The following is a 14,206-nucleotide window of genomic DNA, read 5'->3' on the forward strand; positions in this document are numbered from 1 at the left end:
GGTGGAGGCGCGTTGTGTTGCGCGCCTTCACATTCCGACATGCCTGCACTAAATAAGGCGTATAAAGCCGTTTGCGCATACAACGCGACGACATAACAAAAAAACGACAAAAGGCGGATCGGATTCCATGGCTCCCAAAGGCAGTCAGCGCACGGTAAAGAAGATTGTCGCGGAAAACCGCAAGGCACGCTTCAATTACGAGATTATTGATACCTACGAAGTCGGCTTGGTACTCACGGGCACCGAGGTCAAATCGCTGCGTGAAGGCAAGGCAAACATCGCTGAATCCTATGCGTCGGATGAAGGTGATGAAATTTGGCTGATCAACTCGCATTTGCCGGAATATCTGCAGGCCAATCGGTTCAATCATGAGCCGCGCCGCCGTCGCAAGCTGCTGCTGACCAAGCGTGAAATCAATCGCCTGCGTTCTGCCATCAATCGTGATGGCATGACACTTATTCCGCTCAAGATTTATTTTAATGATCGTGGCCGCGCCAAGATGGAGCTTGCGCTAGGGAAGGGCAAGAAGTTGCACGACAAGCGCGAGACGGAGAAGGAACGCGATTGGAATCGCCAGAAGTCCCGACTACTCAAGGGTGATTCCCGCTAAGGCTTCGTATCCTGAAGGATGCCATTAAAGGCAGGCTTGAGATAAAAAAAAGGGCTCCAAAACCTACGTTTTGGAGCCCTTCTTGTTTTGTTGTACCTTAAGCTGCGCGGTAAACCGGTTGTTCGAAGCTCATCTGGGTAGAGACCTTGAAGCGGGAAACAAGATCCGCAAGGCTGCTGCTGATATCGCTGAGGCCATGTGTTGCTGCATTGGTTTCTTCAACCATCGCAGCATTCTGCTGCGTCAACTGGTCCATGCTTGCAACGGCGGTGTGAATTTCCTGAATGCCAGCCGCCTGTTCCTGGGCAGCTGTCGAAATCGCACCGATATGCTCTTGAATGCTGTCGACTTTTTCACCAATGGAATGCAGGGCTTCACCGGTCTTGTTGACGAGAGAAACACCGTGCAACACATCCGCGAAGGACTTGTCGATCAGGGTCTTGATTTCCTTGGCAGCAGAGGCGGAGCGTTGTGCCAGTTCACGGACTTCCTGGGCAACCACGGCAAATCCCTTGCCGGCTTCGCCAGCGCGCGCCGCTTCAACACCGGCATTGAGTGCCAGAAGGTTTGTCTGGAAAGAAATTTCGTCGATTACGCTGATGATCTGGGTGATCTTCTGCGAAGAATCTTCAATTGCCCCCATTGCCTGAACGGTCTCGGCCACAATATCTCGTGATTTATTGGCTTGCTGAGCCGAACTGCGCACAATATCTTCGGCCTCACGCGTACGCTGGGCAGACTGGCGGGAAATTGTGGTGATTTGCTCGATCGCGGTCGAGGTTTCTTCGAGCGCTGCAGCCTGTTGTTCTGTTCTGCGCGCCATATCGTCCGTCGATGTTGTCAATTCACGCGTATTGGCAGAAATCTTGTGTGTCTCGACGACGATGTTGGAAAAGGCTTTGGAAAGATTGCTGACAGCCTGGTTGTAGTTATCGCGCAGTGATTCAAACTGCAGCGCAAGGGTTGCATCAATCTTGGTGGCGAGATCACCACTGGCCAATTTATTCAGGGCCTGGTTGAGAACTGCCAGAGCATTTTCCTGTTCAGCTTTCATCTGCTGCTGCTGAATTTCCGCTTTTTCACGTTCTTCAGCCAGCGCATCAAGATACACAGTGATGGAGTAATCCATGTCGAGCAGGGCGGCTTTGAGCACAACGGAGATGTCGCGCGTCAGTGCCTTGGCCTTGCTGTCGTAGAGAAAGCCTTTCAGCTGGTTTTCGATTAGCGCCTTAACAATGCCTTCGACAACAAGCGCATAGGCGCCGATATACCAGCGTGGTTCAAGTCCCAGCTTGGCATGGGTGTGGCCTATAGCACTGACGGCCTTGACGTAATCTTCGTCGAAACGACCGGTGGCGATGCGCGACCAGTGTTTGACCTGCATGCTCTTCGCGTGTGCAATATGCGCATCATTGGCGAAGAACTTTGCGGTATGGGGAACCGTCTTTGCCTTGTTGTAGAATGTATCCAGAGAGCTGCTCAGCGAATCTGTGATAACAGGCATGATGTTGTGAAGATCACGCTTTTGGTTTGCGGCGATTCCCAAAAAGGAAAGTCGTTCTTCCAGTGCCTGATAACTGTTCTGCTTGCCACTCATGAATTTAACTCGTTCATTTGCCCGAGGAGAAGAGTCTCCTGGTCCCGTGGCGTGACAAGGCCACAATTAGGTTTAATCAATTCCTAACAAAGGTTTTGATGAAATAGGCAGTGTGGAGGAGATAGTGCCAAGTATCCTCGGTTGCATCGCATATTTCTCATGCATCCAAGCGCAGCGGTTATCTTGCCCAAGTGTCCAGCAAGAATATAGATGGTTAGGTTAAGTTAAAAAAATTTTTTGCAGCAATTTGACTTTGAGCAAATTGAATGTGTGCTTAGTTTTATTCTGTTATTGTTTTGATTGCAGAAAATAATGCGGATTAAACAAAAACTATAAAATCTATTATGTGGAAATGCAGAGAATGTAAAAATGATACCGCACTGTCAAAGCACTAGGCTGTTCGACAGTGCGGTCTTGTGAAGATGAAGTATAAATTCCAGAACAAGATTTTATTCCTGAATTGCGCCTTCGGTAACACGCTGTGGTTTTTCCGACGGGTCACGGCCAATCTCTGCTTTCAAGGATACGAGATCGATGAAGTGATCTGCTTGGCGGCGCAGGTCGTCAGCAATCATTGGTGGCTGTGTTGCCATGGTGGAAACGACGGAAACCTTGCGGCCTCTACGCTGCAGGGCATCGACGAGTGTGGTGAAATCACCATCACCAGAAAATATGACAAGATGGTCGACAGTGCTGGATTGCTCCATGGCATCGACAGCCAGTTCAATGTCCATATTGCCTTTGATTTTACGGCGGCCCATGGAATCGGTGAATTCCTTGGCAGGTTTGGTCACAACTTTGTAGCCGTTGTAATCAAGCCAGTCGATCAATGGTCGGATGGATGAATATTCCTGATCTTCAATAAGGGCCGTGTAATAATACGCACGCAGAAGGTAACCTCGTTTCTGGAAAGCTTTTAGCAGCTTGCGGTAGTCAATATCAAAGCCGAGATTTTTAGAAGCTGCGTAGAGATTTGCGCCGTCGATGAAGAGAGCAATTTTCTCTCGGGGATCGAACATGTATGGTTGGTCCTTCCTCATAAATGCGGGCCAGAAATGCTGACCAGGATTTCAAAACCGGTAGTAGCAAATCACTTTAGTTACTCATCATACATTATGAGCACGTCATATAAAGTTCATTATTCGAGGTTTAGCTTTATTCCAAGTCAATTATGGCTGATAATTCACCTAAAAGCGCAAACAATGCGCAAATCCTACTAAAGTTACGCCCATTCACGAAAAACTTGAATTTTGTGCCCAATCACTGTATCGGGCAAGCATACAAGCGATATAACGACCGCAAAGGACAGGCAATGGCCCGTGTCACAGTAGAAGATTGCATTGATAAGGTAGACAACCGTTTTGAGCTGGTGCTTCTCGCAAGCCACCGCGCACGGCAGATCTCTCAGGGCTCGCAGATCACGATTGATCGCGACAACGACAAGAACCCGGTCGTGGCTCTGCGCGAAATTGCTGACGAAACCCTGTCTCCTGACGACCTGAAGGAAGACCTGATCCACTCGCTGCAGAAGCATGTTGAAGTGGATGAGCCAGAGCCCGATCCAGCTGCTGTTGCGGCAAATGCTGCATCTTCCGACAGCGAAGAGGATGACCAGCCAGAAGCGATCACATTCGACCAGATGTCGGAAGAGGATCTGCTGGCCGGTATCGAAGGCCTCGTTCCGCCGGAAAAAAGCGACGATTATTGATTCTCTTATGTCGGCCAGGGCAGGCGGTTACCGTCTGTAAATCTTTGCTGTCATAATTTGATCCCATATGATGCAGAATTGTGCGCCAATCGAATAGATTGGCGCGCTTTCTTTTTAATGGCGGTTGGTTTCCAATGATGAGGCAATACGAACTCGTTGAGCGGGTTCAAAAATACAAGCCGGATGCAAACGAGGCGCTGCTGAACAAAGCCTATGTTTATGCGATGCAAAAACATGGCCAGCAGAAACGCGCCAACGGTGACCCCTACATTTCGCATCCGCTTGAAGTTGCCGCCATTCTCACAGAAATGCACCTCGATGAATCAACCATCGCTGTTGCTCTCCTGCATGACACAATTGAAGATACCTCTGCCACCCGTCAGGAAATCGACGAGCTGTTCGGCGAGGATATCGGCCGCCTTGTTGAAGGTCTGACAAAGCTCAAGAAGCTGGATCTGGTCAGCAAGAAGGCCAAGCAGGCGGAAAACCTGCGCAAGCTGTTGCTGGCCATCTCCGACGACGTGCGGGTGTTGCTGGTCAAGCTGGCCGACCGTCTGCACAACATGCGCACGATGGAGTACATGCCTGCGGACAAACGCAGCCGTATTTCCGAAGAAACCATGGAAATCTATGCGCCGCTTGCCGGCCGCATGGGTATGCAGGATATGCGTGACGAGCTGGAGGATCTGTCCTTCCGTTATCTCAATCCTGAGGCCTACGAGACCGTGACAAAGCGACTCAGTGAGCTTGAGGAGCGCAATCAGGGTCTCGTCAAGAAGATTGAGGACGAACTGCGTGATCTGCTGGTAGCGAACGGAATAATCGGTGCCATGGTCAAGGGGCGGCAGAAAAAGCCCTATTCGGTTTTCCGCAAGATGCAGTCGAAGTCACTGTCGTTCGAGCAGCTTTCTGACGTTTACGGCTTCCGTCTTCTGGTCGGTGATATCCCGTCTTGTTACCGTGCCTTGGGCATTGTGCATACGCGCTGGCGCGTGGTGCCTGGCCGCTTCAAGGATTATATCTCGACGCCGAAGCAGAACGACTACCGCTCTATCCACACCACCATTGTTGGCCCGTCTCGTCAGCGTATTGAGCTGCAGATCAGAACCAAGCGCATGCACGAGATTGCCGAGTTCGGCATCGCTGCGCATTCACTGTACAAGGATGGCGAAAACGGCGAGGGGGATTTGCTCTCTCCAGAATCCAACGCCTATTCCTGGCTGCGTCACACAATCGAGGCGCTTGCCGAAGGCGACAATCCGGAAGAGTTTCTGGAGCACACCAAGCTCGAACTTTTCCAGGATCAGGTGTTCTGCTTCACGCCAAAGGGCAAGCTGATTGCGCTACCGCGTGGTGCAACGCCCATCGACTTCGCTTATGCGGTTCACACCAACATCGGTGACACGACCGTAGGTGCGAAGATCAACGGCCGTATCATGCCTTTGGTAACGCGCCTTAATAACGGTGATGAAGTCGAGATCATTCGCTCAGGCGTGCAGGTGCCTCCTGCCGCTTGGGAAGAGATTGTGGTGACCGGTAAGGCGCGTGCCGCCATTCGCCGTGCAACCCGTATGGCCATCCGCAAACAATATGCAGGCCTTGGCTACCGTATCCTGGAGCGCACCTTTGAGCGCGCAGGCAAGGCTTTCTCCCGCGATGCGCTGAAACCAGCCCTGCATCGTTTGGCGCAGAAGGACGTTGAAGACGCGATCGCGCTTGTTGGTCGTGGTGAAATGTCGTCGCTCGACGTGTTGCGTGCGGTTTATCCTGATTATCAGGACGAGCGCGTCACCGTAAAACTGAATGGCGATGACGGCTGGTTTAACATGCGCAGCGCATCCGGCATGGTCTTCAAGATCCCCGGCAAGTCGCGTTCTGTTTTGGAAGACGATGGTGCGGCAGAGATTGCCGAAGGACCTGATCCTTTGCCGATCCGCGGTCTGTCCGGAAATGTTGACGTACATTTCGGTTCGGCTGGTGCCGTGCCGGGTGATCGTATCGTCGGCATCATGGAAAAGGGCAAGGGTATTACCATCTACCCCATCCAGTCGCCGGCCTTGCAGCGCTTCGATGATGAGCCGGAACGCTGGATTGATGTGCGCTGGGATCTGGACGAGGCCAACAAGTCGCGCTTCATGGCGCGTCTGATGATCAATGCTTTGAATGAGCCCGGCACGCTTGCCTCTGTTGCGCAATCCATCGCCACGCTCGACGTCAACATTCGCAGCCTTAACATGATCCGCATCGGTACGGACTTCTCCGAGCTGTCGCTGGATGTCGAAGTCTGGGATTTGCGTCAGTTGAATCAGCTTCAGTCGCAGTTGAAAGACCTCGATTGCGTCTCAACCGTGACACGTGCCTTCGATTGAGGCAGAAATTGCACGCAAAATAGACATTAATGCCGTTGTTATGCGTTGAGTGCATACCAGCGGCCTTTTCATGTCTGTAGTCAAGTTGCTCGTGCAGGACTATCTTCCAGATCAGAAAACAGGAACAAAGTTTCCGACGCCTTGGTGAAAACTCAATTCAGGGCCGGTTTGGAAGAAAAGGAAAAGATCATGTTTAGTCCTATTCGTAAGATTGCTCGTGCTGTTCGTGGTAAGACTGTCCAGGAACGCGAGTTTGACTACCTCAATGCTTCGATGTCGCAGGTTGATCTTGAGTTTCGTCAGCGCGAAATCGATCGCGGCCTGTTCCGCCGTTAATCTAGTCAGGTTTAACGGCAAGGCCTCTATGGATTGCATTTTGTAACAAACGCCGCTTGGCGGTTTTGAAACGATGCAATAAGCTAATCAGATGCCATTTCGCCGGAAAAAACCTGCTGGATTTGTGGAAAGATTGCGCGCGCTGATTTGGCCGCGCAAAGGGTTTAAGCGTTCGTTTCGCTATCTGGCGCTGCGACTTTCACGCCTCTCGGCGTCGCCGCATTCAATTGCGGCAGGCTTTGCCATCGGTGTTGCCGTTGCGTGGACGCCATTTCTGGGTGTCCACATTATTCTGGCATTGGCTGTGGGCTTCATATTGCGTGTCAGTCTTGTGGCTGCGGCACTGGGAACGGCGGTTGCCAATCCTTTGACACTTCCCTTCATCTGGGCATCCACATGGGAAATCGGTCGCCTGCTTTTGCGTAGGGACGAAACGGCTGCCACAAATAATCTCGATCTGGGTTCACTTATCCACCATGTCAGTTTCCGCGAACTCTGGCAGCCCGTGCTGGAGCCGATGATTGTCGGATCGGCGCTTCCTGCTCTGTTAAGCGCCTTCATTGCCTATTTCGGTGTCTTTTTTCTGCTGCGCGCCATGCGCCGTCAGCGTCAGCAAGCACTTTCTTTCTCCAATAATGATACAGGAATTTCTGCATGATAATCGGCATCGGCAGTGATCTCATCGACATTCGCCGGGTCGAGAAGTCTATTGAACGTTTTGGCGAACGTTTCACCCACCGGTGTTTCACGCCCATTGAACGGGCCAAATCCGACGGACGGAAAAACCGGGCTGCGTCCTATGCCAAACGTTTTGCAGCCAAGGAGGCCTGTTCCAAGGCTTTAGGCACCGGGCTTTCGCATGGCGTGTTCTGGACCGACATGGGTGTTATCAATCTGCCGGGTGGAAAACCGACCATGGCCCTGACTGGCGGGGCAGGTGAACATCTGGCAAAATTGCTGCCGGCAGGCCACGAAGCATTCATCCATCTAACGATCACAGATGAATTTCCTTACGCTCAAGCATTCGTGATTATTGAGGCGAGGCCCGTCAGCGCTTGAGCAATTTCCGCCAGGCAGTGGTGAAATTGCCGCCACGGTCTGGCATTGAAGAAGAATACTTTCCTTTACGCTGGAAAGGTTCTAGAGAAGTCTTCGATTTTAGGAACGAGCAGGCAGGTCTTTAAGTGTCCGATAAAGCTGAAAAGAAGCAGAGCGCCCTTTGGGAAAACATCAAGGTCATCGTGCAGGCACTGCTGCTTGCGATGGTTATTCGTACGGTTCTGTTTCAGCCTTTCACCATTCCGTCCGGCTCGATGATGCCGACGCTGCTGGTTGGCGACTATCTGTTCGTGAACAAGTTCTCCTATGGCTATTCGAAATATTCGCTGCCATTTTCGCCAAACCTGTTTTCGGGCCGCATTTTTGCAAGCGAGCCGGAGCGTGGTGACATCATCGTATTCCGTCTGCCGCCAAACCCGGAAGTGGATTACATCAAGCGTCTCGTCGGCCTGCCGGGCGACCGTATTCAGGTGACCAATGGCGTGCTGTTCATCAATGGCAAGCCGGTTCCAAAGCAGCCTGACGGCACCTTCACCTCTGATTACCGCCTTGATCCAGGCTCTGACGTTCCGGTATTCCGTGAAACGCTCGATAACGGCGTGACCTATGACACGCTGGATCAGGTGCAGGATTCGCGCGGCGATAACACCCGTGAATTTGTCGTGCCGGAAGGCCACTACTTCTTCATGGGCGATAACCGTGACAACTCTCTCGACAGCCGTTTTGACGTCGGATTTGTTCCCGCGGAAAACCTGATCGGCCGCGCCAGCATCATCTTCTTCTCGCTAGGCAACGACACATCCTTCCGTGAATTCTGGAAATGGCCTGCCAACATGCGTTGGGACAGACTGTTCAAGGCTGTGGAATGAGCAAGGCAAAACCTCTTTCGCCAGAGGAAATTGGCCGTATCGAAGCTCTCATCGGTCACGTATTCACAGAAAAGGCGCGGCTTGACCGCGCCTTGACGCATGCAAGTGCCCGTTCTGCTTCCGCCGGAAATTATGAGAGACTGGAATTTCTGGGCGACCGCGTTCTGGGCCTGTGTGTTGCAGAACTTCTGTTTTCCACTTTCCGCTCTGCTGCGGAAGGTGAGCTGTCCGTTCGTTTGAACCAGCTGGTCAGCGCAGAATCCTGCGCCGCCATCGCCGATGAAATGGGCCTGCATCAATTCATTCGTACCGGCGCCGACGTCAAAAAATTGACCGGCAAAAGCATGCTGAATGTTCGTGCCGACGTTGTGGAAAGCCTGATTGCCGCGATCTATCTCGACGGCGGGCTGGATGCTTCGCGACGCTTCATTCTCAAGTTTTGGCAGAAGCGTGCCACCCGCATTGATGCCGGTCGCCGTGACGCCAAAACCGAACTTCAGGAATGGGCGCACGCCCGTTTTGCTGTCACCCCATCTTACAGGGTTGACGATCGCAGCGGACCGGATCACGATCCACGCTTTACAGTGACTGTGGAAATTCCCGGCGTCGCACCGGAAACGGGTGTTGAACGCTCGAAACGCGCAGCAGAACAGGTTGCCGCCACCAAATTACTCGAACGAGAAGGCGTCTGGCACAAAACGCCCGCCGCAGACTGATTGGACATTATGACCGAACATGAAAACACTGAAGGCCTGGGCGACGAAACCGTTGCCGCCGGGCCAACCCATTCCGGGTTTGTTGCGCTTATCGGCCCGACCAACGCCGGCAAATCGACGCTGGTAAACCGGCTGGTCGGTGCAAAGGTGTCCATCGTCAGCCACAAGGTGCAGACGACACGCGCCGTGATGCGTGGCATCGCCATTCATAACAATGCCCAGATCGTGTTCATGGACACGCCTGGCATTTTCAAACCACGCCGTAAGCTGGACCGCGCCATGGTGACGTCGGCCTGGGGTGGTGCCAAGGATGCGGATGTCATTCTGTTGCTGATCGACAGTGAGCGCGGTCTTAAAGGCGATGCGGAAGCCATTCTCACCGGCCTCAAAGATGTGCCACAGCCAAAGATCCTGTGCCTCAACAAGATCGACCAGGTGCAACGCGAAGATCTTCTGAAGCTGGCGGCCGCTGCCAATGCCGAAGTGAATTTCGAGCGCACCTTCATGATTTCGGCCACCAATGGTTCCGGCTGTGATGACCTGATGGATTATCTGGCGGAAAAGCTGCCGGAAGGCCCTTGGTATTATCCGGAAGACCAGATTTCCGATCTGCCGATGCGCCAGCTGGCTGCTGAAATCACCCGTGAAAAGCTGTTCCTGCGTCTGCATCAGGAGCTTCCTTATGCATCGCATGTCGAAACCGAAAAGTGGGAAGAGCGCAAGGATGGTTCTGTTCGCATCGAACAGGTGATCTATGTCGAGCGCGACAGCCAGAAAAAAATCGCCCTTGGCAAAAACGGCGATGCGATCAAGGCAATTTCAACCGCGTCCCGAAAGGAACTGTCTGAGATCCTCGAGCAGACGGTGCATCTCTTCCTATTCGTGAAGGTGCGCGAGAACTGGGGCAATGACCCGGAACGCTTCCGCGAAATGGGTCTGGAATTCCCAAGGGGATAAGGCTGATTTTCAACGGGACGGTTGGAACAATTTTTAAGTGTACGAGTTGGTAATCGCATAACTTAATTGTTCACAACCGTTCTGAGGATCAATGGCCCCTCGAAGTCCAGCTGGATCGTCAACCACCCCATGTGAAAAGTGTCCCTTGCGGCACATGCCGCATTTTCGAGATTTTTCTGGTAGTGAACTCGCATTTGTATCTCGTTTCAAAACCGGTGAACTGACCGTTGAACCTGGCGCGCTGATCCTGATGGAAGGATCGCACAGCGCCCACCTTTATACCGTGCTCGACGGTTGGGGATTTCGCTACAAGACGCTGGAGGATGGGCGCCGGCAAATCCTCAATTACCTCATGCCTGGCGATCTTGTCGGTCTTCAGGGCACGGTTATGGGAGAGATGCAGCATTCTGTCGAAGCGCTCTCTCCGGTCACCTTGTGCGTTTTTGAACGTGGCAGGCTGAACAACCTTTTCACCGATCATCCGACGCTTGCCTATGACCTGACCTGGATTGCCGCCAGTGAGGAGAGAATGCTGGACAGTCACTTGCTCAGCATCGGTCGACGCACTGCGCTGGAGCGTGCCGCCTACCTGATTGCATTTCTTTACAGCAAGGCGCGTGCGGTCAATCTGCTTGGTAAGGAAGATACTCTGCCGGTCACCCAGCAACATGTGGCCGATACGCTGGGCCTGTCGATCGTGCATACCAACAAGACCCTGCGCAAACTCTCCGATCGCAATCTGTTGCGCTGGACGGACAAAGGCTGTCTCGTGCTGGATGAGGCAGGTCTGGCGGCGGTTGCGGGTTGGGACGGTGACGACAAACAGAGTCGGCCGTTTATCTGAGCTAACGCCCAGGAACATGTCTTTTTTAAATGACGTCGTGGTCCGTATTTGCGATTCCATAATACGGGTCGCAGTGTTGCGAGGGCCGGGCAGACGGGTGAGGATAGAGAAAAGATATGGTGCGGCAACGAGCTCTCGTGCTGGAAGATGAATATCTCGTCGCGCTGGATATCGAGACAACCTTGCTTGGTATGGGGTTCGATACGGTTGACATCGCGACATCTATTGCAGGCGCAGTTACGGCTCTGGAAACGCACATTTATGATTGCGTGTTTCTGGACGTGAACATCGCAGGAGAAAACAGCTTTGATCTGGCGCGTGCGCTGGGCGAGCGGCAAATTCCCTTCGGCTTTATCAGCGGTTACAACGATACGAGTGGCTTCCCCGAGGATTTGAAGCAGGCGGTAGTGCTGGGCAAACCGTTTGATGACGGCGAATTTGCGACCTTTGTGTCCGGCATTCTCGGCAAACATGAAAAACGCGCCTCGTCTGAGGCGCGATAGTCTGTAAAGCAATTTCGCTTCACGGGCCGATGCTGTAGAGTGACTTGAATCAGCATAGCGGCAGTTTATTCCATGCAGTGGCAGGACGAGGCAATCATTCTTGGCGTGAAGCGCCACGGCGAAACGAGTGTTATCGCCGAGGTGATGAGCCGTTCGCGTGGCCGCCATTTGGGCATGGTTCGGTCCGGTCGTTCCCGTAGCATGCAGCCGGTGTTGCAGCCGGGCAATCTGGTTGATGTGACCTGGCGTGCGCGTCTGCATGACCATCTTGGTGAATACCGCATGGAGCCGGTGCGCTTGCGCGCCGCCCAGTTGATGGAAACCGCAACGGCGGTCTATGGTGTGCAGGCCATGGGTGCGCTTCTCAGATTGTTGCCCGAACGTGATCCGCATCCGCATCTGTTTGAAGCGATGAATGTGATTCTTGAAAACATGACCAATCCCGCCGATGCCGGGGAACTGTTCGTGCGGTTTGAGCTCGCCGTGCTGAACGATCTCGGTTTTGGACTGGATTTGAGTGAGTGTGCCGCAACCGGCACGCGCGACGAACTTGTCTATGTCTCACCCAAAACCGGGCGTGCTGTGTGTCGTGCTGCCGGTCAACCCTATGCAGACCGAATGTTGATGTTGCCGCCGTTCCTTGGGCATCAGGGCAGAGCTGCCGCCACCTGTGAGAGCCTGACCGCCGCTTTCCGACTGACCGGTCATTTCCTCAACCGCCATGTTTATGAGCCGCGTGGCCTAAACGACAATGCCGCCCGAGACGGTTTCGTCCAGGCGGCATTAAAAGCGTTGATGGCTGTCCAGCAGCCAGTGCTGGATTAGGCGATCGCTGGTCGCTCAACCGCCTGTTCGCGGATTGGCCAGTGAACAATGGCTGCAAAGATACCCATTCCGACACCAAGCCACCATACGAGATCGTAAGACCCGAGAATATCGTAGAGGTAGCCGCCCATCCAGACGCCAAGGAATGAGCCGATCTGGTGCGAGAGAAACACCACGCCACCGAGCATGCCCAAATGACGCGTGCCGAACATAATGGCGACCAGTGCATTGGTTGGCGGAACGGTGGACAGCCACAACAGACCCATCACGGCAGCGAAAATGACAACTGAAAGCGGCGTCTGCGGCAGCAGCAGAAAGGCCGTCACGGCAATCGAGCGGCCAATATAGATATAGGCAAGGAAATAAGGCTTGGAGTAACGCTGGCTGATGTAACCTGCCGCCAGCGAGCCGATGACGTTGAAGAAACCGATCAGTGCCATGGCAATGACAGCGTAACGTGGTTCAATGCCGATATCACCGAGATAGGCCGGGAAGTGGGCGGTGATAAAGGCCACCTGAAAACCGCAGACAAAAAAGCCGGTTGTCAGCAACAAATAACTTTTGTGGCCAAGAGCTTCCCGCAGGGCCTCGCCAGCCGTTTGCTTAAACTGCGCCTGTGACTGCGTGCCGGATGTGGCGTTGCCGCGCAGCGGCCATGCCAGCAATGGCACGATGAGCATCATTGCACCGATATAGACAAGGCTGTCGGACCAGCCATAGGCCGAAATCAGGCCTTGGCTGATGGGCGCAAACAGGAACATGCCGGCAGAACCGGCGGCCGTTCCGATACCAAACGCCATCGCGCGCTGCTGCGGCGTCACATTGCGGGCAAAGGCCGACAGGATGACGCTGAACGAACCGGCGGCAATGCCAAGGCCGACCAGTACGCCGCCGCCAAAATGCAGCCAGAAGGGTGATGTGCCAAAAGACATGCACACCAGACCCGCAGCGTAAAGAATGCCGGACAGAATAAGCACACGGCCTGTTCCATATTTATCGGCAAGCGCACCGAAAAACGGCTGGCCGATGCCCCAGAACAGGTTCTGCAACGCCATGGCAAGCCCAAAGGTCGAGCGATCCCAGCCAGTGTCCTGCAACATTGGCAGCTGGAAAAAGCCCATGGCCGAGCGCGGGCCAAAGGTCATGACAGCAATCAGCGATCCGGCAATGATGATGAGCCAGGGCATCGGCTGGCGGATAGAATCGGGCATTCAGTAATCTCCTGATAGGCGCCCATATTAGCTTTCATCATATTTTCGCGCCAATCAGTTTTGTTGAGGTTGTGCATAATGCGCGTTGATGGAAACTGCATTTGGTGTCAAAAGCATCGCCACCATTCTATGTTGTATTTAAAAGGAAAATCTCAGCCAATGATATGTGTTCGCCGTGCCCGCTCTGCTGATGTCGACGCCATTTTTGATATCCGGACGAGTGTAACGCAGAACCATCTGACGCATGAACAACTGCTGGAGATGGGCATCTCGCAGGATGTGGTGACCGAAACGCTGGAGAGTGCAGAATGCGGCTGGATTGCCGAGGTGGACGGGCAGCCGGCTGCCTTCGCCATCGTGGACTTTGAAGACGCCTCGGTATTTGCGTTGTTCGTGAAACCGTCATTTGAAGGCCGTGGCCTTGGCAATCTACTGATGGATAAAGCCGAGAAAGCCCTGTTTGCCAGCCATGAAACCATCTGGCTGGAGACGGATGCATCCCCGGATATTCGCGCCAATGGCTTTTACCAGAAACGCAACTGGATTGCCGTTGGCGTCGATGACAAGAGTGATGTTCGTTACGAGAAAAAGCGCGGTTGAGG

At 53.3% G+C, this 14,206-nt stretch carries 16 protein-coding genes; 13 read left to right on the top strand and 3 right to left on the bottom strand.

Features of this window, described 5'->3' with window-relative positions; translation table 11 throughout:
* The first annotated feature begins 127 nt into the window (after positions 1-127).
* On the top strand, positions 128-610 hold the full coding sequence (gene smpB, locus ACZ5FM_RS03720; RefSeq protein WP_192487374.1) for an SsrA-binding protein SmpB: 483 nt from the start codon (positions 128-130) through the stop codon (positions 608-610).
* Between the two features lie 97 nt (positions 611-707).
* Here smpB and ACZ5FM_RS03725 read toward each other — a convergent pair whose 3' ends face one another.
* Both ACZ5FM_RS03725 and ACZ5FM_RS03730 read right to left on the bottom strand, forming a co-directional pair.
* Positions 708-2,207 (bottom strand): methyl-accepting chemotaxis protein, encoded by a 1,500-nt coding sequence (locus ACZ5FM_RS03725; RefSeq protein ID WP_464039759.1) that lies wholly within the window; start codon positions 2,205-2,207, stop codon positions 708-710.
* Positions 2,208-2,656: 449 nt separating this feature from the next.
* Complete coding sequence (locus ACZ5FM_RS03730; RefSeq protein WP_250982992.1) at positions 2,657-3,226, bottom strand: LabA-like NYN domain-containing protein; 570 nt, start codon at positions 3,224-3,226, stop codon at positions 2,657-2,659.
* Between the two features lie 293 nt (positions 3,227-3,519).
* On the opposite strand from ACZ5FM_RS03730, the gene rpoZ reads away from it, so the two are divergent.
* The 11 genes from rpoZ to recO all read left to right on the top strand — a co-directional run bounded on the left by rpoZ (position 3,520) and on the right by recO (position 12,393).
* On the top strand, positions 3,520-3,915 hold the full coding sequence (gene rpoZ, locus ACZ5FM_RS03735; RefSeq protein WP_192487377.1) for a DNA-directed RNA polymerase subunit omega: 396 nt from the start codon (positions 3,520-3,522) through the stop codon (positions 3,913-3,915).
* 134 nt (positions 3,916-4,049) lie between these two features.
* Positions 4,050-6,284 carry a RelA/SpoT family protein gene (locus ACZ5FM_RS03740; RefSeq protein WP_192487378.1) on the top strand — a complete coding sequence of 745 codons (2,235 nt, stop codon included), beginning with the start codon at positions 4,050-4,052 and terminating at the stop codon, positions 6,282-6,284.
* Positions 6,285-6,473: 189 nt separating this feature from the next.
* Positions 6,474-6,620, top strand: coding sequence for a DUF3563 domain-containing protein (locus tag ACZ5FM_RS03745; protein WP_192487379.1), 147 nt, complete (start codon positions 6,474-6,476; stop codon positions 6,618-6,620).
* A gap of 124 nt (positions 6,621-6,744) precedes the next feature.
* A complete protein-coding gene (locus tag ACZ5FM_RS03750) occupies positions 6,745-7,278 on the top strand; it encodes a DUF2062 domain-containing protein (protein ID WP_464039760.1) in 534 nt (177 codons plus the stop codon).
* The gene (gene acpS, locus ACZ5FM_RS03755; protein ID WP_192487381.1) at positions 7,275-7,679 is read left to right on the top strand and encodes a holo-ACP synthase; all 405 of its coding nucleotides are present in this window, start codon (positions 7,275-7,277) and stop codon (positions 7,677-7,679) included. The genes ACZ5FM_RS03750 and acpS overlap by 4 nt, the downstream gene beginning before the upstream one ends.
* Before the next feature lie 125 nt (positions 7,680-7,804).
* Positions 7,805-8,548 carry a signal peptidase I gene (gene lepB / locus ACZ5FM_RS03760; RefSeq protein ID WP_192487382.1) on the top strand — a complete coding sequence of 248 codons (744 nt, stop codon included), beginning with the start codon at positions 7,805-7,807 and terminating at the stop codon, positions 8,546-8,548.
* Positions 8,545-9,264 (top strand): ribonuclease III, encoded by a 720-nt coding sequence (rnc, locus tag ACZ5FM_RS03765; RefSeq protein ID WP_192487383.1) that lies wholly within the window; start codon positions 8,545-8,547, stop codon positions 9,262-9,264. Before lepB ends, rnc begins: the two co-directional genes overlap by 4 nt.
* Positions 9,265-9,273: 9 nt before the next feature.
* The gene (gene era, locus ACZ5FM_RS03770; RefSeq protein WP_250982991.1) at positions 9,274-10,221 is read left to right on the top strand and encodes a GTPase Era; all 948 of its coding nucleotides are present in this window, start codon (positions 9,274-9,276) and stop codon (positions 10,219-10,221) included.
* Between the two features lie 91 nt (positions 10,222-10,312).
* Positions 10,313-11,065 (top strand): Crp/Fnr family transcriptional regulator, encoded by a 753-nt coding sequence (locus ACZ5FM_RS03775; protein ID WP_192487385.1) that lies wholly within the window; start codon positions 10,313-10,315, stop codon positions 11,063-11,065.
* 116 nt (positions 11,066-11,181) lie between these two features.
* Positions 11,182-11,568: a response regulator gene (locus ACZ5FM_RS03780; RefSeq protein WP_250982990.1), complete on the top strand. Its 387-nt coding sequence runs from the start codon at positions 11,182-11,184 to the stop codon at positions 11,566-11,568.
* 72 nt (positions 11,569-11,640) lie between these two features.
* The gene (recO, locus tag ACZ5FM_RS03785; RefSeq protein ID WP_192487387.1) at positions 11,641-12,393 is read left to right on the top strand and encodes a DNA repair protein RecO; all 753 of its coding nucleotides are present in this window, start codon (positions 11,641-11,643) and stop codon (positions 12,391-12,393) included.
* Here the strand turns inward: recO and ACZ5FM_RS03790 are convergent.
* Positions 12,390-13,604, bottom strand: coding sequence for an MFS transporter (locus tag ACZ5FM_RS03790; protein ID WP_464039761.1), 1,215 nt, complete (start codon positions 13,602-13,604; stop codon positions 12,390-12,392). The two genes, recO and ACZ5FM_RS03790, sit on opposite strands and share 4 nt — an antisense overlap.
* A gap of 159 nt (positions 13,605-13,763) precedes the next feature.
* On the opposite strand from ACZ5FM_RS03790, the gene ACZ5FM_RS03795 reads away from it, so the two are divergent.
* The gene (locus tag ACZ5FM_RS03795; RefSeq protein ID WP_464039762.1) at positions 13,764-14,204 is read left to right on the top strand and encodes a GNAT family N-acetyltransferase; all 441 of its coding nucleotides are present in this window, start codon (positions 13,764-13,766) and stop codon (positions 14,202-14,204) included.
* Positions 14,205-14,206 lie beyond the last annotated feature (2 nt).

The organism is Agrobacterium sp. 5Ca50, assembly GCF_055381905.1.